Annotated in this window: 22 protein-coding genes; 9 read left to right on the plus strand and 13 right to left on the minus strand. The window is 58.7% G+C overall.

The features are described from left to right. Positions 1-246 precede the first annotated feature (246 nt). The 3 genes from KP808_RS18760 to KP808_RS18770 form a co-directional block, all read right to left on the minus strand. A complete protein-coding gene (locus KP808_RS18760; RefSeq protein ID WP_002554393.1) occupies positions 247-684 on the minus strand; it encodes a nucleoside deaminase in 438 nt (145 codons plus the stop codon). A gap of 28 nt (positions 685-712) precedes the next feature. Further along, the gene (locus tag KP808_RS18765; protein WP_230016656.1) at positions 713-1213 is read right to left on the minus strand and encodes a hypothetical protein; all 501 of its coding nucleotides are present in this window, start codon (positions 1211-1213) and stop codon (positions 713-715) included. A gap of 134 nt (positions 1214-1347) precedes the next feature. Continuing rightward, positions 1348-2361 carry an ABC transporter substrate-binding protein gene (locus tag KP808_RS18770; protein ID WP_230016657.1) on the minus strand — a complete coding sequence of 338 codons (1014 nt, stop codon included), beginning with the start codon at positions 2359-2361 and terminating at the stop codon, positions 1348-1350. A 121-nt stretch (positions 2362-2482) separates the two neighbouring features. Between KP808_RS18770 and KP808_RS18775 the strand changes: the two genes are divergently transcribed. Beyond that, on the plus strand, positions 2483-2893 hold the full coding sequence (locus KP808_RS18775) for a GNAT family N-acetyltransferase (protein WP_002554396.1): 411 nt from the start codon (positions 2483-2485) through the stop codon (positions 2891-2893). Between the two features lie 24 nt (positions 2894-2917). Here the strand turns inward: KP808_RS18775 and def are convergent, their stop codons facing one another. From def to KP808_RS18790, 3 genes are all read right to left on the minus strand, one after another. Further along, positions 2918-3457 carry a peptide deformylase gene (def, locus tag KP808_RS18780; RefSeq protein WP_016980773.1) on the minus strand — a complete coding sequence of 180 codons (540 nt, stop codon included), beginning with the start codon at positions 3455-3457 and terminating at the stop codon, positions 2918-2920. 46 nt (positions 3458-3503) lie between these two features. Further along, entirely contained in the window at positions 3504-4472 is a 969-nt protein-coding gene (locus KP808_RS18785; RefSeq protein ID WP_002554398.1) for a YihY/virulence factor BrkB family protein, read from the minus strand. Between the two features lie 226 nt (positions 4473-4698). Continuing rightward, on the minus strand, positions 4699-4890 hold the full coding sequence (locus KP808_RS18790; protein WP_002554399.1) for a CsbD family protein: 192 nt from the start codon (positions 4888-4890) through the stop codon (positions 4699-4701). A gap of 245 nt (positions 4891-5135) precedes the next feature. Here KP808_RS18790 and KP808_RS18795 point away from each other — a divergent pair, with 245 nt between their 5' ends. After that, positions 5136-5516, plus strand: a complete 381-nt coding sequence (locus KP808_RS18795) for a hypothetical protein (protein ID WP_058400191.1) — start codon at positions 5136-5138, stop codon at positions 5514-5516. Between the two features lie 78 nt (positions 5517-5594). Here KP808_RS18795 and KP808_RS18800 read toward each other — a convergent pair whose 3' ends face one another. Continuing rightward, the gene (locus KP808_RS18800) at positions 5595-5996 is read right to left on the minus strand and encodes a DUF2177 family protein (RefSeq protein WP_058400129.1); all 402 of its coding nucleotides are present in this window, start codon (positions 5994-5996) and stop codon (positions 5595-5597) included. A 38-nt stretch (positions 5997-6034) separates the two neighbouring features. Continuing rightward, positions 6035-6871, minus strand: coding sequence for a CvfB family protein (locus tag KP808_RS18805; RefSeq protein ID WP_230016658.1), 837 nt, complete (start codon positions 6869-6871; stop codon positions 6035-6037). Between the two features lie 306 nt (positions 6872-7177). Between KP808_RS18805 and KP808_RS18810 the strand changes: the two genes are divergently transcribed. From KP808_RS18810 to KP808_RS18825, 4 genes are all read left to right on the plus strand, one after another. Continuing rightward, positions 7178-7366 carry a hypothetical protein gene (locus KP808_RS18810; protein ID WP_002554403.1) on the plus strand — a complete coding sequence of 63 codons (189 nt, stop codon included), beginning with the start codon at positions 7178-7180 and terminating at the stop codon, positions 7364-7366. Between the two features lie 167 nt (positions 7367-7533). Continuing rightward, positions 7534-8046 carry a hypothetical protein gene (locus KP808_RS18815; protein ID WP_004657591.1) on the plus strand — a complete coding sequence of 171 codons (513 nt, stop codon included), beginning with the start codon at positions 7534-7536 and terminating at the stop codon, positions 8044-8046. A gap of 144 nt (positions 8047-8190) precedes the next feature. Further along, positions 8191-8919, plus strand: coding sequence for a TorF family putative porin (locus KP808_RS18820; RefSeq protein ID WP_058400128.1), 729 nt, complete (start codon positions 8191-8193; stop codon positions 8917-8919). A 69-nt stretch (positions 8920-8988) separates the two neighbouring features. Beyond that, a complete protein-coding gene (locus tag KP808_RS18825; RefSeq protein ID WP_002554406.1) occupies positions 8989-9852 on the plus strand; it encodes a DUF6279 family lipoprotein in 864 nt (287 codons plus the stop codon). Between the two features lie 381 nt (positions 9853-10233). Here the strand turns inward: KP808_RS18825 and KP808_RS18830 are convergent, their stop codons facing one another. From KP808_RS18830 to KP808_RS18845, 4 genes are all read right to left on the minus strand, one after another. Continuing rightward, positions 10234-10536 carry a hypothetical protein gene (locus KP808_RS18830; protein WP_058400127.1) on the minus strand — a complete coding sequence of 101 codons (303 nt, stop codon included), beginning with the start codon at positions 10534-10536 and terminating at the stop codon, positions 10234-10236. A gap of 192 nt (positions 10537-10728) precedes the next feature. Then, positions 10729-12066, minus strand: coding sequence for a DEAD/DEAH box helicase (locus KP808_RS18835; RefSeq protein ID WP_002554408.1), 1338 nt, complete (start codon positions 12064-12066; stop codon positions 10729-10731). Between the two features lie 168 nt (positions 12067-12234). Further along, positions 12235-13470, minus strand: a complete 1236-nt coding sequence (locus tag KP808_RS18840; RefSeq protein WP_230018914.1) for a HAMP domain-containing sensor histidine kinase — start codon at positions 13468-13470, stop codon at positions 12235-12237. An 11-nt stretch (positions 13471-13481) separates the two neighbouring features. Further along, positions 13482-14171, minus strand: a complete 690-nt coding sequence (locus tag KP808_RS18845; RefSeq protein WP_230016659.1) for a response regulator transcription factor — start codon at positions 14169-14171, stop codon at positions 13482-13484. A gap of 216 nt (positions 14172-14387) precedes the next feature. Here KP808_RS18845 and bamA point away from each other — a divergent pair, with 216 nt between their 5' ends. Both bamA and KP808_RS18855 read left to right on the plus strand, forming a co-directional pair. Continuing rightward, on the plus strand, positions 14388-16760 hold the full coding sequence (gene bamA, locus KP808_RS18850) for an outer membrane protein assembly factor BamA (RefSeq protein WP_230016660.1): 2373 nt from the start codon (positions 14388-14390) through the stop codon (positions 16758-16760). Positions 16761-16879: 119 nt separating this feature from the next. Then, positions 16880-17293, plus strand: a complete 414-nt coding sequence (locus tag KP808_RS18855; protein ID WP_230018916.1) for a hypothetical protein — start codon at positions 16880-16882, stop codon at positions 17291-17293. Positions 17294-17312: 19 nt separating this feature from the next. Here the strand turns inward: KP808_RS18855 and KP808_RS18860 are convergent, their stop codons facing one another. Next, positions 17313-18212, minus strand: a complete 900-nt coding sequence (locus KP808_RS18860) for a LysR family transcriptional regulator (RefSeq protein ID WP_230016661.1) — start codon at positions 18210-18212, stop codon at positions 17313-17315. An 88-nt stretch (positions 18213-18300) separates the two neighbouring features. On the opposite strand from KP808_RS18860, the gene KP808_RS18865 reads away from it, so the two are divergent. Further along, entirely contained in the window at positions 18301-19101 is an 801-nt protein-coding gene (locus KP808_RS18865) for an NAD(P)H-dependent oxidoreductase (RefSeq protein WP_230016662.1), read from the plus strand. Positions 19102-19123: the final 22 nt, after the last annotated feature.

A 19123-nucleotide genomic window follows, 5' to 3' on the forward strand; every position in this document is an offset into this window, starting at 1 on the left:
CACAAACAGCACTTTAAGTCCGGAGCGGAAGAAGATTATTGATCGATGATCAGGGTCGGGGCATTGAGGCCTGAGCGTCGGTTATGCACGCTGCCTCGCCAGGCTGAGGATGTGTGACGCAGAATCTCACCAAAGGCATGCCAACGCAGAGCATTGGCACGGCAGGCAAGTATCGCGATGACTATTGTGGCAATTGCGCTGGTCCGAGCCCGTTCTCGGACTCATGAGCTGGAGGTTTCACCCCCCTTACTCGCCGATATCTTCGTTCCACAACTCAGGCTTGCTGGCGATGAAGCCCTGCATCATGTGCTTGCACTCCTGGTTATCAAGCACCTCGATCTGCACGCCACGCGAGCGTAGCAATTCTTCCTCGCCCATGAACGACTGGTTCTCGCCGACGATCACCTTGCGAATGCCGTAGAGCAGGATCGCCCCGCTGCACATCGCACAAGGAGACAGCGTGGTATAGAGCACCGCGTCACGGTACACGCGGGCCGGTTGGCGACCGGCGTTCTCGAGGGCATCCATTTCGCCGTGCCTGGTTGCACTGCCCTCTTGCACACGGCGGTTATGCCCCCGACCAATGATCTTGCCCTCGTGAACAATGACCGAACCGATGGGGATTCCACCTTCCTTCAGCCCTAGTTGTGCCTCATCGATTGCAGCCTGCATGAATGCGTCCATGGTTTTGCCTCATATCATCGAATGGATGTCAGCGTTGCAGTGCTGCCTGAGCGTTGCCCAGCGCACGACTTACGAATTGTCCCAGCAGCTCCGAGGACCGGGCTTTCATGTCGGCACTGACCTGGGTGTTTCTGGCTCTGAATCTGCTCACCAGGGAAGGCGAGTCCTCGCCCTGATTGAGCGAACGCAATTCCTCGGCCGTAAATGAATGGGCATAGGCCGCTGCCAGATTGCGGTCCCATTGCGATTGATACTCAGGTTGCAGGCGCTGCAACTCTTTTTGCACCAGTTCCTGAGCTTCGGTCTTGCCAATTGCTTGCACGATACCGGCAAACGTCGCTGTGCGCGAGGCGACCTGATAACCCAGCCACGCTAGACCTTCGCCCAGATTTCGCTGTTCCACCAACGCCAGCGCCATGTCATCCGCTTCTTCAGCATTGACCGGGTGCATCGCGTCCAGGCAAAGGCAGGCCGTGAGTGCCAGACAGGTCTGCCACGCACCTCGCGAGCCCTGGATGTAATCAGCCATGGCTCCTCCTGAGCATGAATTGACTGAGTCTTGAACTTAACAGCTCGGCAGGGCTTTACCACCCGACACGTCGTATACCGGCCATTGATGACGTTATCAGCTATGCCCCTTCCATGATCCTTGCAGCGCAACGGTCAAAGGCTGTGACTGACTTTGGCGGCAACATCGGCTGGTAACCAGGCTTTCCAGACCTCAGGGTGTTGCTTGAGGAACCTGGCGGCGGCGACGCTGGGGTCCTCATGTTTGTCACTCATTTCACCCAATGTCCGGTTGAGCAGATCAATTGGAAAATCGACGTTTTTGAAGACACTCACCAACTCTGGGTATTGCTTGCTGAATTCTGCCGACACACCAATAGACAGCGTCGCCGCCAGCGAAGAGGTGCCACGCGGGTTGGGATTACTCGCGTCGGTCAGGGTTTTCCAGGCTTCGGCATCGAAAGCGGGCTCTTCCAGCTTGATCAGCTTGTACTTGCCCAGCAGGGGTGTGGGTGACCAGTAATAGAACAGCACTGGTTTGCCACGGCGGATGGCCGATGCGACTTCGGCGTCCAGCGCCGCGCCCGAGCCGGTGCGAAAGTTGACGAAGCTGTCTGTCAAGCCATAAGCCTTGAGCTTTTGGGTGTTGACGATCTCCGAAGTCCAACCGCTCGGGCTGTTCAGAAAACGGCCCTTGTCGGGCGATTCAGGGTCTTTGAAAACGTCCTTGTAGCGCGCCAGGTCAGCGACAGACGTCAGATCGGGTGCTGCTGGTTTGATGCCTTTGGCGGCATCGCCCTTGATCACGTACTCAGGCACCCACCAGCCTTCGGTCGCGCCTTTGACGATGTTGCCCAGGCCGAGCACCTTACCGTCAGCTTCAGCCTTGACCCACACCGGGCTGCGTCCGGTCCACTCTTCAGCGATCACCTGAATGTCGTTTTTCGCCAGCGCGGTTTCCAGGCTGACGGTGCTGCCGGGCAAGGTATCAGTACGGTAGCCATAGCCTTTCTCGACAAGGGTACGCAGCACCTCGGTGATCAGGCTGCCACTTTCCCAGGTAAGCGCACCGAACTGGATAGGCGCGTTTTTTTCAGCCGCCCCTGCTGTCTGCCCAAGCAGCCCCAGCGCCAGAAGTGAACAGCCCAACAGTCGTGTTATCGATTTCATGCTCACCTCAAATGGCGGGGAAAAAAACGGGTCTGAAACTATCGACAGCAGCCCGTAGCGATTAGTTGTGACGGCTTTAGCCTCTGTATGATGCGAAGCCCACGTTCCGAGCCCGTCCGCGATGTCTGAAATCCGCTTTTACCCGTTACCCGATGCGTGCCGCCCGCTGTTGGGCAAGTTTTACCGCGAGCATCAGTCATCGATGCGTGCGGCCAGCAAGGGGCAGGCGTGGGTGGCGAAGCAGGCAGAAATCATCGGTGCCTTGTGCCTGACGCCCGTCGCTGAGGGACATTGGCTGACCGGGCTGTTCGTAGCGCCCCCCATGCGCGGGAAGACAGTGGCGCGAAGCTTGATCGACGCCGCGCTGCAACCGCTGGCCGGGCCGGTATGGCTGTTCTGCCACCCTGATTTGCTGGGGTTTTACCAGCTCGCCGGGTTTGAGACAGCACAACGTCTGCCACACACCCTCGGCGAGAAATTCATGCGCTACAGCCGCAGCAAACCGCTGATTGCGCTCTGTCGGGAAGCCTGACGGTTTTGCAGAGCCGTCGGGTGATCACTCATCGGCATTGGGGTCCATGTCCGGGAACATTACGTCCATGAAGCCGAACTTGCTGAAATCGGTAATGCGCGACGGGTAGAGACGACCAATCAGGTGGTCGCATTCATGCTGCACGACCCGAGCATGAAACCCATGGGCAACACGCTCGACAGGCTGGCCTTCAGGGTCAAAACCTTCATAGCGAATGCTCTGGTAACGATTCACCATACCCCGCAACCCGGGCACCGACAGGCACCCTTCCCAACCCTCTTCCAGGCTCGGGCTCAATGGGGTAATCAGTGGGTTAAGCAGGATCGTCTGCGGGACCGCCTCGGCCTGGGGATAGCGCTCGCTGCGCTCGAAACCGAAAATGACCAGTTGCAGATCAATGCCGATCTGCGGTGCGGCAAGGCCCACACCGCCCACGCTGTGCATGGTCTCGAACATATCGGCAATCAGCGTGTTGAGTTCGCTGCTGCCGAACATGTCTGCGGGCACCGGAGGGGCGATGCGCAACAGGCGCTCATCGCCCATTTTCAGGATGCTACGGATCATGGCTGCGTGTTCCTTGCCTAAAAAGCAATCTTGCCACAGAACGCGATCAGGTTTCGTCAGCCTTCTGCAGTGGCACCGAGTGATCGCGGCCCAGCCCGGAAACGTGCTGTTTGCCTGTTTCGCTGCTTTCCTCGCCCAGCCCGTCACCGGCTTCCTTCTCGCCTGCGTCCTTGCCTTCGGCGGACATATGCTCGATCACCGCATTCATTTCAGCCCCCAGCAACAGCACGGCAGCCGAAATATAGAAGTACAGCAACAGGACAATGATCGCGCCGATACTGCCATACATGGCGTTGTAATCAGCAAAGGTCTTGACGTAAAAACCAAACGCCAGTGAAGCAACGATCCATACCACCACCGCCAGCACCGAGCCTGGGGTAATAAAGCGAAACTCCTGTTTGACGTCAGGCATCACGTAATAGATCAGCGCCACCGCAACCATCAGCAGAATGATGATCGCCGGCCAGCGCAGGATGGTCCACAGCGTCACGATGAAGTCTTCCATGCCGATCTGGGCTGCAATCCAGTTCATCACTTGCGGCCCCAGCACCATGAAAGCTGCGGCCGCGAGCAACATGCCGGCAATGCCTACGGTGTACAGGATCGACAGCGGGAGGCGCTTCCAGATAGGCCGCCCTTCGACCACGTCGTAGGCAGCGTTCATGGCACTCATCATCAGGCGCACACCTGCTGAAGCAGTCCACAGCGCGATCACGATACCGATGGACAGCAGACCACCCTTGGACTGTTGCAACTGGTCGATGACCGGGTTGACCTGCTCGAGCGCCTGGGGCGGCAAGAGGAATTCCGATTGCAGCCGCAACCAGGAAAAAAAGTCCGGCAGGTGCAGAAAGCCGATCAATGCGATCAGAAACAGCAGAAACGGAAACAGAGAGAACAGCATCTGGTAAGCCAGTGCCGAGGCGTAGGTGGACATCTCGTCGTCGAGAAACTCGTTGACGGTTCTCACCAGCACCTTGCTGACTTTCAATTTACGCAAATGGGGGAAAATCATGGCGCTTCCTCTCGCTCCCTTACTGGAAAACCTCACATCCTGAAAACCGGTACTTCATGCATGCAGTGTCCCGTATGTGGCGCAGAGATGCGAATACCGATGGCACATTGACTGGACAGGTCGTGAAAGGTTTCAGTCCCGCAGAGCAGAAAGCATAACGGCCATCCGCGGATGGCCGTTATCGGTCTTGCCTGATCCCGGAATGAAAGCCCCGGGACCACTCGACTCAAGCCTTGTCCACGCCCTTCTTGATCGCGTCCTTGGCTTTGCCTTTGGCTTGCTGGCCTTCGCCTTTCAGCTCTTGCGCCTTGCCTTCAGCCCGCAGTTTGGTGTTGTCGGTAGCCTTGCCAACAGCCTGCTTGACGTTGCCAACGGCTTCGTTGGCCATACCTTTGGCTTTATCGCTGGTGCTGCTCATCGTGAATCTCCTGGGTCTGAAGACCGCGCTGGAATCGGATGTCGTACTCGACAAAATGGTTGACCTGCGGCTGTCGCGAAGAGTTTCAACTATTTTCTGGCCGGCTGATGCCACTCGTCTGCCATTTGCAATGGCGCGTTTTTAGCGCCGCTGACGGCGAGTTTGCATCGAAGTTTGTGCGAGAATGCGCGCCACTGTTGTCCGGCAGGGCCGACACGCTGAACAAACCGATGCACAGGAACGTTATGAAACTCGATAAAAAGCTGGCCATTGCACGCAGAAACCAGGACTTGGGCGGCGCGGTGCTCGGCGTCAATAACACGCACTTCGCCGTGCTGGACCGAAAAAGAAACATCTGGTGGTTCGACCTGCCTGTGCCGCGCCTGCAAGTGGGTCAGTACGAATGGCTGCACTTGCTGCTGCACACACCTGAAACCGACCAGTTGCTGCACTTGAAAGTGACCACGGTGTTCATGCGCGATCACATGGAAGGCCTTGAGGTGCGCAATGCGGACAAACGCAAGCCGACCGTCAGCCTGGAGCTGAGCGCCGACAAGGATTCATTCCTCAAGGACATGCGCCCCAAGGGCAGCAACCTGGGTTTTGCCGCCTTCTTGCAAAAATAGCTGCACCAGCAGTCGCCACGTTCCCGCACGGCTCGGGATGAAAGTTGCCAATCGGCAACCTCATCCCGGCCTGCCGCTTCACGTAAACCGACGCACCGCCAGATACCCCGCCGTCCCGGCCAATGCCGATACCACCGTGCCCCACGCAAGGTCCACCAGCGCCAGTTGCGCAGGCCAGCCCTGCAAGGTAGCCCAGTTGGTCAGGTCATAAGTGCCGTAGGCAACCAGCCCCAGCAGGCCACTGAACAAGGTCGCACGGCTCAGTCGCTGCTCCCTGACCGCGGGCATTACGCCGAAAACCACAACGCCTGCCCCGTAGAGCAGATAGAACGCTATTGCAGGCCCTGCCACGGGCGTGGCAAGCATCAGCGGCCCGAGCCATTCACGGTAGGTCGGCCCCATGAGCACGCCCAGCCACAACCCGTCGAGGATCAGAAACGCCAGTAACGTGCCGAGGTAAGCGGTGAGTATTCTTTTCATGGGACGTCCTTGATGAGATTCCGGGCCCGGACGATGTATCAGACCAGGTCGATACGGTCAGCGTGAATAACGATCTGCCCCTGTTTGTACAACGCACCGATGGCTTTCTTGAAGTTGCCTTTGCTGACGCCGAACAGACCGCTGATGACCTGCGGATCGCTCTTGTCGCTGACTGGCAACGTGCCGTTGTTCTCGCGAAGCTTTGAGAGGATCTTCGAATTCAGACTGCTCGCTGCTTCTGCGCCCACCGGCTGCAGACTCAGGCTGATATTGCCGTCGGCACGGATTTCCTTGATGTAGCCCTTTTCCTGCTTGCCGGCGCGCATGAACTTGAACACTTCGTTCTTGTGAATCAAGCCCCAGTGCTTGTTGTTGATAATCGCCTTGAAACCCATATCGGTCGCTTCGGCGACCAGCAGGTCAACTTCCTGGCCGACGCTGTAATTGGCCGGGGTTTTGTCCAGATAACGATCCAGACGCGCGGTGGCGGTAATACGCCGCGTGTGCTTGTCGAGGTAAACGTGAACCACGCAGTATTCCCCGGCCTGCAAGGTACGCTTCTCTTCGGAGTAAGGCAGCAACAGGTCCTTGGGCAGGCCCCAGTCGAGGAACACGCCGATGCTGTTGACTTCAACCACCTTGAGGCTGGCGAACTCACCGACCTGCACTTTGGGTTTTTCAGTGGTGGCGATCAGCTTGTCTTCGCTGTCCAGATAGATGAACACATTGAGCCAGTCTTCATCTTCAGTAGGAATATCCTTGGGGATGTACCGATTGGGCAGAAGGATTTCACCATCCTGCGCACCGTCCAGATACAGACCGAAGTTCGTGTGCTTGACGATTTGCAAGCTGTTGTAGCGCCCGATTAAAGCCATTTCCAGATACCCTCATTGCGTGGGCGGCATTCTACCCGACTTTACGGCCGGGTTCGCGCCGCGTGGCAGAAGGTGTCTACTTAGCCTCCACTCGTCAGTTTCCCCGATCGATACGGCTTGACACGCTCGGGCAGCACAAAGGCTACCAGCCAGAAACTTGCCTTTTAAAACAGAGCGTTAGATTTAAACCACGCGGAGTCCAGGCAGCTCCGCCAAACGGCCGACCTCGGGCGAATGCCATATTTGCCAAGCAATAATCAAGCGTTTCCTGTACTCTGGCTGGCCGTATTACGTTTATGAAGGTAAATGGCAGCCATGCGTATCAAAGCATCCCACTCGAAAGCCAAACCCGCCCCAGCCGTTGAAACGAGCGATTCTATCAACGCGCAGATTGCAGCTTTCCTGAAGTCCGGCGGTGAAATCCAGCAAATTGCCAAAGGCGTGAGTGGCCAGACCTTCGCACCTTCCAAGCAGATCAATCTCGGTAAAAAGTAAAACCGCGCCCTGCCTGTCGATCTCTATGCGCCTTGACGCTCAAGGCGCTAGATTGACGATCCTCCGCTGGATATTCTTCCGGTCACGCTGCTACTCTCTCCTCTGATATCACTATGACCACGAGCTGGATCACGCTCTGGACGTTATCTTCTTTGTGGAATGCTCGAATGAAGAACTGGATGCTTTTCGGCGCACTTGTCTACCTTGGCGGCTGCGCATCGCACCACTGCGAAAACGGTCCCAATGACAGTCAGCTCACCGACAGCCCATGCCGGGCGGGGCATCTGCTTTATCAGAACGACATGCTCCAGGCCAAGTTGCTGATCAGCGAAGACGACCGCGAAAACTACGAACTGGCCGAAGCCATGTTGCGCCGTGCCGCACTTGACGACGCATCAGGCGAAGCCGAGTTCTATCAGGCCGTACTGTTGATCCGTCAGCAGGCCGATCAAAAACAGATTATCGAGCTGCTGCAGACTGCGGCAAAACACAAGCATCCACTGGCCATCGCCCTGCTCTCGCAACAGCTGAGCGTCAGCGACCCGAAACTTGCTGAACGTTACCAGGCCGAGTACTCCCAACTGGACGTCGCCAAGAGCGGCTACCCGTCGTTTCAACAGGCGCTGGTAGTGATTCGCGGCCTGGTCATCCCCTCGGCGCGCACCACTGCGGCTAACTGACACACAACGGATCGACGAACGGTGCGCCCTCGGCCAATTTCAACGGTATCCTTGCGAGGCTCTAGCTCGCGGCTTGTGTCGGCTCCTGAGCCATTTTCGATACGCCATCCCTGACCACACTCCTCGCAGATCAAGGAGTGAGCCATGCTCAGCCATCGCTTACATGTGCTGTCTTTCAGCGCCATGCTTGTCTGTCAGTCCGTCTCTGCCCAGGTTCTGGAGCGGGACTTGGGCGACTTCGACCTGAAACTGGCAACTACGCCCACGCGCAGCATGGCGCAAGGCCTGGTGACGCCGAGCGGCGGCTCGGGCTCCTTTCATGGCGGGCTGGACCTGACCCACGAGAGCGGCTTCTACTTCGGCCAGTGGGCACCGAACATGGGTTTTGCTTCCGATTCCGGAATGGAACTCGACTCCTACATGGGCTTCAAGAAACCCTTCGATAATACCCTGGGCTACGAACTGGGGATGATTCGCTACAGTTACCCCGATACCAGCCAGATCGACAGTCACGAGTTCTACGCCGGACTGCGCATGCGAGACAGCCGCATCGGCGCAGCATTCAGTAACGATGTCGGCACACGCGACAGCACGGTATTTGTCGACCTGGGGGCTATCGAGCAACTGGGTGTGGGCGTTCGCATGCAGTACGCCAATCATCAGTTTGATACCCCGCAATCTTCCGCCGACGGCGGGTTGATCAACGGTTTCAACGACTGGTCGCTGAACCTGTCACGCCCCTGGCTGGGCATTGACATGAACCTCATCTACAGCGGCTCAAGCCTGAGCGGCGGCGATTGCAGTGTCTACAGCGGCCACAACGCGCGCTGTGAAGGGACGTTTACGCTCAAAGCAGTGCGCTCGTTCTTTTAAAGGCTCAAACCGGTTGAACTGCCAGACGCTACACTCCTCTACTGCACGTCAGTACGCCAAGGAGTTGTCATGCAGTCTTTATTCAAAGCCCTCATCACCCTGTTGATGACCGTTGCGCTGCTTGCAGGATGCAATCAGGTTGGACTGGCGTATCGCAATCTCGACGTCATCATCCCGTGGACGCTCAGCGACTACCTGGACATGAACTCGGAACAGAAAAGCTGGCTGGATGTGCGGCTCAAGCAACACTTGAGCTGGCATTGCAGTACCCAGTTGCCGGAGTATCTGACCTGGCTGGACAAGCTTGAGGACATGGTCAAAACCGACCAGGTGACGTACGAGGGGCTGGAGGCCCGCACTCGCGAAGCCAAAGAGGCGATAGCGAAAATATCGAAGGAAATTACCCCGTCTGCTGTGGAATTGCTCTCGCGCTTTGATGACAAGCAAGTGCAGGAGATGCAGGAGTCGTTCGCCAAGGATCAGCGCAAACGTGAAAACAAATACCTTGAGCAACCACTGGAACGCCAGGTTGCCGAGCGCGCCGACCGCATGCAAAAACGCCTGACGCCGTGGATCGGCAAGCTGAATCAGGCGCAGAAAGATCGAATTCAGGCCTGGTCCGCCTCGCTTGGCGAGCAAAACAAGGCGTGGATTGAAAACCGTACTCGCTGGCAGAACCTGTTTCTGGCTACTGTGCAACAGCGTCAGGCCAGCGATTTCCCGCAGCGCATCGCCGCACTGTTGCAAGACCGTGAGACCTTCTGGACGCCCGAATATCGCAAGGCCTATGACCAGACCGAGAAAGCGGCGATATCGCTGATTGTCGACGTTACCGCCATGAGCACACCGGAACAGCGTGCAAAACTGCTGAGCCGCATCGCCGACATGCGCAAGGACTTCACTGATCTGGATTGCCTGAAGTCACAACAGTGATCCGATAGCACTCCCACCATCGCGCCCAGGCCCTCCCGCTATCGTGCCCATGCTCCGCGTGGGCATGCCTTTCCGGACGCTCTGCGTCCTGTCTTGATTGCGCGATACGGCGCAAAATCGTGACGCGGAGCGTCACCCAAGGCATTCCCACGCGGGAGCATGAGGAACGATCAGCAGCTAACGCGCCCATGCTCTGCGCCCAGACATGCGTGTGCGGTGCGGAGCAAAATCGTGACGCGGAGCGTCACCCTGGGCACTCCCACGCGAGAGCGTGCGGAACGATAGCCATCTCACCACAACTATCGTGCGACGCTCCGCGTCGCATGCCGTTCGGGACGCTCTGCGTCCGGTGTTGAGTCGGCACGCAGAGCATCTCGGGTATCAGGCAATCTGTGGCTTTTTAGCGATGGTGTCGAAGAGCGCGGGGTCAAGCGGGTCGCCTGCCTGCTCATTCAGTACCTGCCGTGGGTGATCATTTCCCGGAATGCTGCTGTCGATCAAAGAAAGCAGGCTTGCGCCGCGCTTCGTCAGCATGTAACTCGAGCCATCACCGCCCTCCTCGCCAGGACGAGGTTCGACGAAGCCGCGATTAAGCAGTGTCTCAAACTCAGTGGCTGTCGATTTGGTGCCGTCGTTCTGCACTTCGTGCAACAAACGCTCGATAAGGTCCCAGTTGTAAGTCATTTTTCTAAACCTCCGTCCAGCATGGATTGATCGCCCATGACATCCAGCCACAGGCATACGACTCAGAAAATGTGACCTGCGGGGTTTGTCGCGGTTCAGAGAAGCTGCCGGAAGGTATAACGGGGGCTGTCTGCACGGGTCAGACTGAGGAGAAGCTGACCGCTCCCGCCTGCGCGGGAGCGATCATTGCAATCACTCGGCAGCAGGAGCCGGGGTGCTGCGTTTTTTCAGCGGCGCCATGCCGTCCTGGCTGACCAGATCGGACTTGGGACGGTTGACCGTCTTGCGCTTGGTCGGCCCCTTGGCCGCTGTCTTTTTCTTGTCGCCCTTGGCGTCGGTCTTTTTCTTCTTCACGCCTACAGCCTTGCCGGAAGCCTTGACCTTCTTCGGCCCGCCGTAGGTGCCTTTGACTTCCTTGATGACACGACGCTCAAAGCTCTGCTTGAGGTAGCGCTCGACGCTCGACATCAGGTTCCAGTCGCCATGACAGATCAGCGAGATCGCCAGGCCATCGCTGCCCGCACGGCCGGTACGGCCGACGCGGTGGACGTAATCGTCACCGCTGCGCGGCATGTCGAAGTTGATCACCATGTCCAGACCTTCAACATCAAGACCGCGAGCCGCCACATCGGTCGCGACCATGATCTTGGCACCGCCCTGCTTCAGACGGTCGATGGCTGCCTTGCGGTCCTTCTGGTCCTTGTCGCCGTGCAGTACGAACGCTTTATATTCCAGTGCAACCAGACGGCCGTACAACCGATCGGCCATCGCCTTGGTATTGGTGAAGATAATGGCTTTCTGGTAAGTCTCGTTGGCCAGCAGCCAGTTGAGGACCTGCTCTTTGTGCACATTGTGGTCGGCGGTGATGATCTGGTGGCGTGTGCCGGAAGCCAGCTCGCTAACGCTGTTCACTTGCAGATGCTGCGGATCCTTGAGCACCTTGCCGATCATTTCCCGCAGGCCGGCACCACCGGTGGTCGCCGAGAACAGCATGGTCTGCTCGCGACCGGCACATTCGCCAGCCAGACGCTCGACATCTTCAGAGAAGCCCATGTCCAGCATGCGGTCGGCTTCGTCCAGTACCAGCACTTCAACGTGCTTGAGGTCCAGATTGCCTGCGTTCAACTGCTCCAGCAGACGACCCGGCGTGCCGATGAGAATGTCCGGTACCTTGCGCAGCATGGCGGCCTGAACCTTGAAGTCCTCGCCACCGGTGATCAAACCGGCCTTGACGAACGTGAACTGCGAAAAGCGCTCGACTTCCTTGAGCGTCTGCTGAGCCAGCTCACGGGTCGGCAGCAGGATCACCGCACGGATGTCGACGCGAACCTTGGCCGGGCCGATCAGACGGTTGAGGATCGGCAGCACAAATGCCGCCGTCTTGCCGCTACCGGTTTGCGCAGTCACCCGCAGGTCGCGCCCTTGCAGTGCGAGCGGAATGGCGGCCGCCTGCACGGGCGTAGGCTCGACAAATTTAAGCTCGGCCACAGCTTTGAGCAGGCGTTCGTGCAGGGCGAATTCGGAAAACACGGGTGCTACCTCGACGAAAAACAAAAATACAGCCGCATAGCGTAACGGTTTCGAGCGCCGGGGCCGAGTTTCTTTACCAACAAAGGTCGATTTTGTTTATGAATTGCCCGGAGAAGCACCGCCGCAAGCAGCACATTCGAACCGCTGAAGGTGATCAACCAGCACGCCTCAGCACACCGGCAGCACAATATCCACCACCAAACCGCCGCCCGGCCGATTGCGTGCGGCGATCTGCCCGCCGTGCATTTCGATAGCCCGCAGGGCGATGGCCAGGCCCAGACCAAAGCCCTGCGCGGCATTCTCCGGACCGCGCTCGAAGGGCTGGAAAATCCGTTGCAGACACGCCTCGTCCACACCTGGCCCCTGATCGATGACATTGACCATCAGGCACAGCGGCTGCGCCTGAACATTGGCGACCACCACCACATCCGTGCCTACCGCCGTGTGGCGAACCGCATTACGGATCACGTTTTCGAAGGCCCGGTAAAGCAATTCGCTGTCGACCTGTGCCACAAAAGGTTCGGGGGCCTGCAGCCTGACCCGACACTGTTTCAGGCCAGCCTCGAACCCGGCGTCTTCGACGATGGCGGCCAGCAGGCTGATGACATCGACCGTCTCTCGCTCCAGGCTTTCGGCATCGCTCTGCATGCGCGCCAGGGTCAGCAGCTCCTCGATGAGTGCGTCCATCCGTTCCGACTCGCGTTCGATCCGCTCGAGCATGTCCAGTTGCGTCGGTGCCTGGCGCAGCAGGCCGATGGCGGCACTCATGCGCGTCAGCGGCGAACGCAGCTCATGGGAAATGTCATGCAACAGTTGTTGCTGGGAGTCGGCCATGACCTTGAGCTGATTGGCCATACGGTCGCAGTCCTCGGCCAGATCAACGATTTCATCGCGCCGTCGGCCCATATCGGGTTTCACCCTGGTGTCGAAGCGACCTCTGGCGACCTTGCCCATCGCCTCACGCAACTTAATCAGCGGTGCCACCAGATAGGCACTGAGGAACCAGCTGAACAGCGCACTCATGATGGTGCCGGTGATCAGCGGGTTAAGGTGGGAAGGCCGGTCTTCGTGGTTGGGTCGCTGGGTGGCCCTGATGTTTACAACTGCGCCCTCCCGCGTGTGCACGGCCAGTTCGAAACGGGGGTTATCTACCGGCTTGCCCGCCAGCAACCGGCCCTTTTCATCGTACAGCCCGACCCGGTTCTGCCCGTCAGGCTGCCAGGCATCGAGCAACGCCTGCCCTGCGGGAATGCCCGACTGCTGAAGCATGCGCACTTCGTTGTCGAATACGGTGCTGAACGAGGGATCACCCGGTCCCGACCGGGACAGCATGAACAAGCCCGCACCGACCATGAAAGTCATACTGGTCGCCAGCCAGAACGCCAGAAACAGCTTCCAGAACAACCGGCTCGGTCTCATGGCGTGATCAACATATAGCCCAGATTGCGCACGCTCTGTATCCAGCTCTGGTTATCGTTGCGCGGCCCGAGTTTGTGGCGAATGCTGCTGATGTGCACATCGATGCTGCGATCGTAGCGGGCCAGCGGCCGCCCCAGTGCGTTCATTGACAGGTTCTGCTTACTGACCAGTTGCCCGGCATGACGCGCCAGCTCCTCCAGCAGGCAGAACTCGTTGCCGGTCAACTCCAGCGTGACGCCCTGCCAGCGCGCTTCACGCTTGCCTGGCCAGAGCGTCAGGTCACCGGCCTGAATCACCTCCCTGACCGTCTCGACCACCGGCACCGCCCTCACCCTGCGCATGATCGCCCGCAGGCGCGCCACCAGTTCGCCCGGTGAACTGGGCTTGGGCACGTAATCGTCAGCGCCCAGTTCCAGCCCGGAAATACGGTCGATATTGTCGCCACGGGCCGTCAGCAGAATCACCGGCACCTGGCTTTGCGCACGGATGCGCCGAAGCACTTCGATTCCGGACATGCGCGGCATCATGATGTCGAGCACAACAATGTCGTGACGACCGGACAGCGCCTCGATTTCCCCTTCTTCCGCACTGTTGGTGCAGGTCACAGTGAAGCTTTCACGGGTCAGGTACTGGCTGAGCATTTCCGTCAGTTCCCGATCATCGTCGACAAGCAATACGGAAGTCATGGCAGGCCCTTGATTGGTGGTTGCCGATTATCCCGGCGCTGCTGCGGCGTGTCAGCCGGGCTCGATGATCTTTACCTAACCTTACACCGCGTTAACCGTCCCCAACATGCCCTCCCCCTATGCTGCGCAGCCAACAGCGCCTGCCGGACCGGCCCTTTCTGGCGTGTCATCGGCAGCGCTCAAATGCCTTTGTCGCAGCTTTCTGGAAAGGGTTTGATGATTTCTTCGCGTCTGCTTCTATCGTTCTGCCTGTTATTCAGCGTCCCGCTGGTACATGCCGACACTTTTTCCATCTCGGACATCCGCGTCAACGGCCTGCAACGGGTGTCTGCCGGCAGCGTATTCGCTGCGCTGCCGCTCAATGTCGGCGATCAGGCCGATGAACAGCGTCTGGCCGACGCGTCGCGCTCACTGTTCAAGACCGGTTTCTTTCAAGACATCAACATTGCCCGCGACGGCAACGTGCTGGTGATCAATGTCGTCGAACGCCCGTCCATCGCCAGCATCGAGATTATCGGCAACAAGGCAATCAGCACCGACGACCTGATGAAGGGGCTGAAGCAGTCGGGGCTCAGTGAAGGTGAAATCTTCCAGCGCGCCACCCTGGAAGGTGTGCGCAATGAACTGCAACGTCAGTACGTTGCTCAAGGCCGCTACAGTGCCTCGGTCGATACCGAAGCGTTACCTGCACCGCGTAACCGCATCGCGCTGAAAATCACCATCGATGAAGGCAGCGTGGCGTCTATCCAGCACATCAACGTGGTCGGCAACACGGTGTTTTCAGATGAGGAACTGGCCGACCAGTTTCAACTCAAGACCAGTAACTGGCTGTCGTTTTTCAAGAACGATGACAAGTACGCCCGCGAAAAACTCTCCGGAGACCTGGAACGACTGCGTTCGTGGTATCTGGACCGCGGCTACATCAACATGGACATCAATTCGACGCAGGTATCACTGACGCCTGACAAGAAAGGCGTGTTCATTACCGTCAATATCACCGAAGGCGACCGGTACACCGTGGGCAGCGTCAAGCTGGGTGGCGATCTGAAAGTGCCGCAGGACCAGCTTGAACAACTGATTCTGGTCAAACCGGGCCAGGTGTTTTCGCGCAAGGTCATGACCGATACCACCAATCTGATCACCCGCCGCCTGGGCAACGATGGCTACACATTCGCCAACGTCAATGGCGTGCCGAAAGCCAATGATGCCGACCATACCGTAGACATCAGCTTCATGGTCGACCCCGGCAAACGTGCCTACGCCAACCGCATCAACTTTCGTGGCAACACCAAGACCGCCGATGAAGTGCTGCGCCGCGAGATGCGCCAGATGGAAGGTGGCTGGGCGTCGACCTACCTGATCGACCAGTCGAAGGTGCGCCTGGAGCGTCTGGGTTTCTTCAAGGAAGTCAACGTCGAAACGCCTGCTGTGCCGGGCACCGACGACCAGGTGGACATCAACTACGCCGTCGAAGAACAGGCCTCAGGCAACATCACCGCCAGCGTAGGCTTCTCGCAAAGCGCCGGGCTGATACTCGGCGGCTCCATCTCGCAGAACAACATCCTCGGCACCGGCAACTTCGCCAGCCTTGGCATGACTCGCTCCGAGTATCAGACCAAGTACAACTTTGCATTCACCAACCCGTACTTCACGCCTGACGGTGTGAGCCTGGGCTACAACGTTTTCTACAACGCCACTGATTACAGCAAGTATTACGACGATGACGACGAGGTGTCCTACTACTCGCTCAACAGCGTCGGTGCGGGGGTCAACCTCGGCTACCCGATCAGCGAAACCTCGCGCCTGACCTACGGTTTGTCGATCCAGCACGACACCCTCGACCCCGGCAGCTACAGCGCCGACGAGATCTATGACTTCATCGAGCGTGAGGGTGATGCGTTCACCAACCTCAAGGCCAGCATCGGCTGGTCGGAATCGACCCTCAACAAAGGCGTACTGGCCACCCGCGGTCACTCGCAAAGCCTGACCCTGACCAGCACCGTGCCGGGCAGTGACCTGCAGTTCTACAAACTCGACTACAACGGCCAGACCTTCCTGCCGCTCAGCGACACCACCTCGCTGCGCCTGCATACCAAACTCGGCTACGGCAACGGTTACGGCGATACCGACGGCCTGCCCTTCTACGAAAACTATACGGCGGGCGGCCAGGCCACGGTACGCGGCTTCAAGGACGGCACGCTGGGACCACGCAATACCCCGTCGACCGGCACCTACGCCAGTCAAGGGCAGATCTACTATTCCGACCGCGACACCGAAGCCCTGGGCGGCAACATCCTGATCACCGGCGGCATGGAATACCTGTTCCCGATGCCCTTCGTCAAAGACCAGAAATCCCTGCGCACCTCGCTGTTCTGGGACTTCGGCACGGTTTACGCGGACAAGTGCTACCTGACCACCACGCAGAACTGCGGCAACATCAATATCGACCAGATGGCCAGTTCGGTCGGCGTCGGCGTGACCTGGTACTCGCCGCTCGGCCCCCTGAGCTTCGACCTCGCCGTGCCGATCAAAAAGCCCGAAGACGCCGAGACCCAAGTGTTCCAGTTCTCGCTGGGCCAGACCTTTTGAGGCGGAGCTTTTACAGCATGAACAAGGCGGTCTTTACCCAGCATTACCTGGCCCGGACCGCGCTTTACATCCCGCCGTTGAATACTGCCTGCACTACTCATCAGGTCAGGAGTCGTTACATGAGCCGCGAAGTCAGACAGATCACCCCCGATGTGCAGGAAATCATCCAGCACGCCTTGCGCACCCTGCTGGGCAAAGGTTTCGTCATCGCACTGTTCGGCAGCGAAGACGCCACCGGGGCGATGCATTACCACCTGCGCATCGACCACGACGCAACAGGTCTGGGCATTGAGCATCACGACCACGTCGAAGACGGTTTCATCGACGACATCTTTCTGCTGGCCACGCGCATGAAGGCCATGCTCAAACAACGTGAAACTCTGAATCGCATGCACGGCGGCAGCCAGGCTACGAGTCAGGTGCGGATGCTGACCTGGATCACCGAGGACAACAGCCAGACAGTCATGCAAACCGCCGAGGCTGCGGGGCGCGAGTGTTTGAGTGCGTTGCGTGGGCGCAGGCTGCGGGCTTGAATCATGAGCGTCGCACGACTCAATCAATGGCCGAGACCATCAGTTCTCGCAACCACCTATGAGCCGGATCGCGGTGCAAACGCTCTGGCCACAGCATGAGCATTTCAAACCCCGGAATCGAAAGCGGCGGTTCCTGAACCACGAGCGTCGGCTGGCCGCGCACCAGCCGTTCAGGCACCACAGCAACCAGGTCGCTGCTGGTCAGTGCCGATACCAGCGAGCCGAAATGCGGCGCCGATAATACGACCCGCCGGCTTAACCCCAGCGCCGCCAAGGCCTGATCGGTGCTGCCGGCGAAGCCACCGCCGTTGGGAGACATAACCGCATGCTCCAGCTCACAGAAACGTGTCAGCGACACGGGTTGCACAAGGTCCGGATGATCATGCCGGCCAGCAAGCACATAACGCTCATGGATCAACGACCGCTGGCGCAGCTTGGGCGGCGCCTCATCGCGGGTGTGCAACGCCAGATCCAGCCGACCGCTTTCAAGATCCGCGGCCAGGCTGACCGGGTGCTTGTTCAACAGGGCCAGGCGCGTGCCCGGTGCACTGCTGCGCAACCTGCCGAGCGACGGCCATATCAACGCGATGGTCGCGTAGTCGCTGGCGGCCACGCGCCAGGTGTGATCGGCCTTTGCCGGATCGAGATCCCGGCCGGGCAGCAAAGCGGACTCCAGCGCTGCAAGCGCCTGCCTGAGCGGTTCGCGCAGTTGTTCAGCCCGCGCAGTCGGGGTCATGCCCCGCGGTCCCGGCAACAGCAATGGATCATCCAGTACCTGCCTCAGCCTGCCCAATTGCAGGCTGACCGTCGGCTGAGTCAGGTTCAGCCGATGCGCCGCGCGGGTCACGTTCTGCTCCGAGAGCAATGCATCCAGCGTGATCAGCAAATTGAGGTCGATACGCCGCAAGGTATTGTTCATGCACATACCCAGTGTTTGGGAGATTGATTTCCAGCATACCCGATCGAGTCTGTAGCGTTGCCTCATTACAGACAAACCGGAGCCCCTCATGAACGTACTTATTGTCTACGCGCACCCCGAACCGCGCTCGCTGAATGGGTCGTTGAAAGACTTCGCAGTCGATCATCTGCAGAGCAAAGGCCATCAGGTGCAGGTGTCTGACCTTTACCAGATGGGCTGGAAGGCGATCATCGACGCCAACGATGCACCCGGTTTTGAGAACAACAGCCGCTTTGACCCTGCCCTTGAGTCGCAACGCGTATTTGCCGCCGGTATTCAACCGCCGGACATCGAGGCCGAACAGGCCAAACTACTCTGGGCAGACGCCGTCATATTTCAGTTTCCACTCTGGTGGTTTTCGATGCCCGCGATCATGAAAGGCTGGATAGAGCGGGTGTACGCCTGTGGCTTCGCCTACGGCGTGGGCGAGCACAGCGACCATCACTGGGGTGATCGATACGGTGAGGGAACGCTGGCAGGCAAGCGCGCCATGCTGACGGTGACCATGGGCGGCTGGGAGTCCCACTACAGCGAGCGTGGCGTAAACGGAGCGCTGAACGACGTGCTCTTTCCTATCCAGCACGGCATCCTGTTCTATCCAGGCTTCGAGGTGCTCGCGCCCTTCCCCGTGTACCGGGCAGGCAAAGTGGACAGCGCAACATTTGCCCGCATTTGCGCCGATTACGGCAACCGCCTGGATACCCTGTTCACCCTTGAGCCCTTGCCATTTCGCAGGCAGAACTACGGCGACTATGAGATCCCGGCACTGACATTGCGTCCTCATCTTGCAGCGGGTCGGCAGGGGCTGGACATTCACCTTCGTGATGAGGATGAGCCTGCGGATCTTTAGGCAGATTTGAAACCACCAGTGA

The sequence above is a fragment of the Pseudomonas savastanoi genome (assembly GCF_020917325.1).
Taxonomy (GTDB): domain Bacteria; phylum Pseudomonadota; class Gammaproteobacteria; order Pseudomonadales; family Pseudomonadaceae; genus Aquipseudomonas; species Aquipseudomonas amygdali.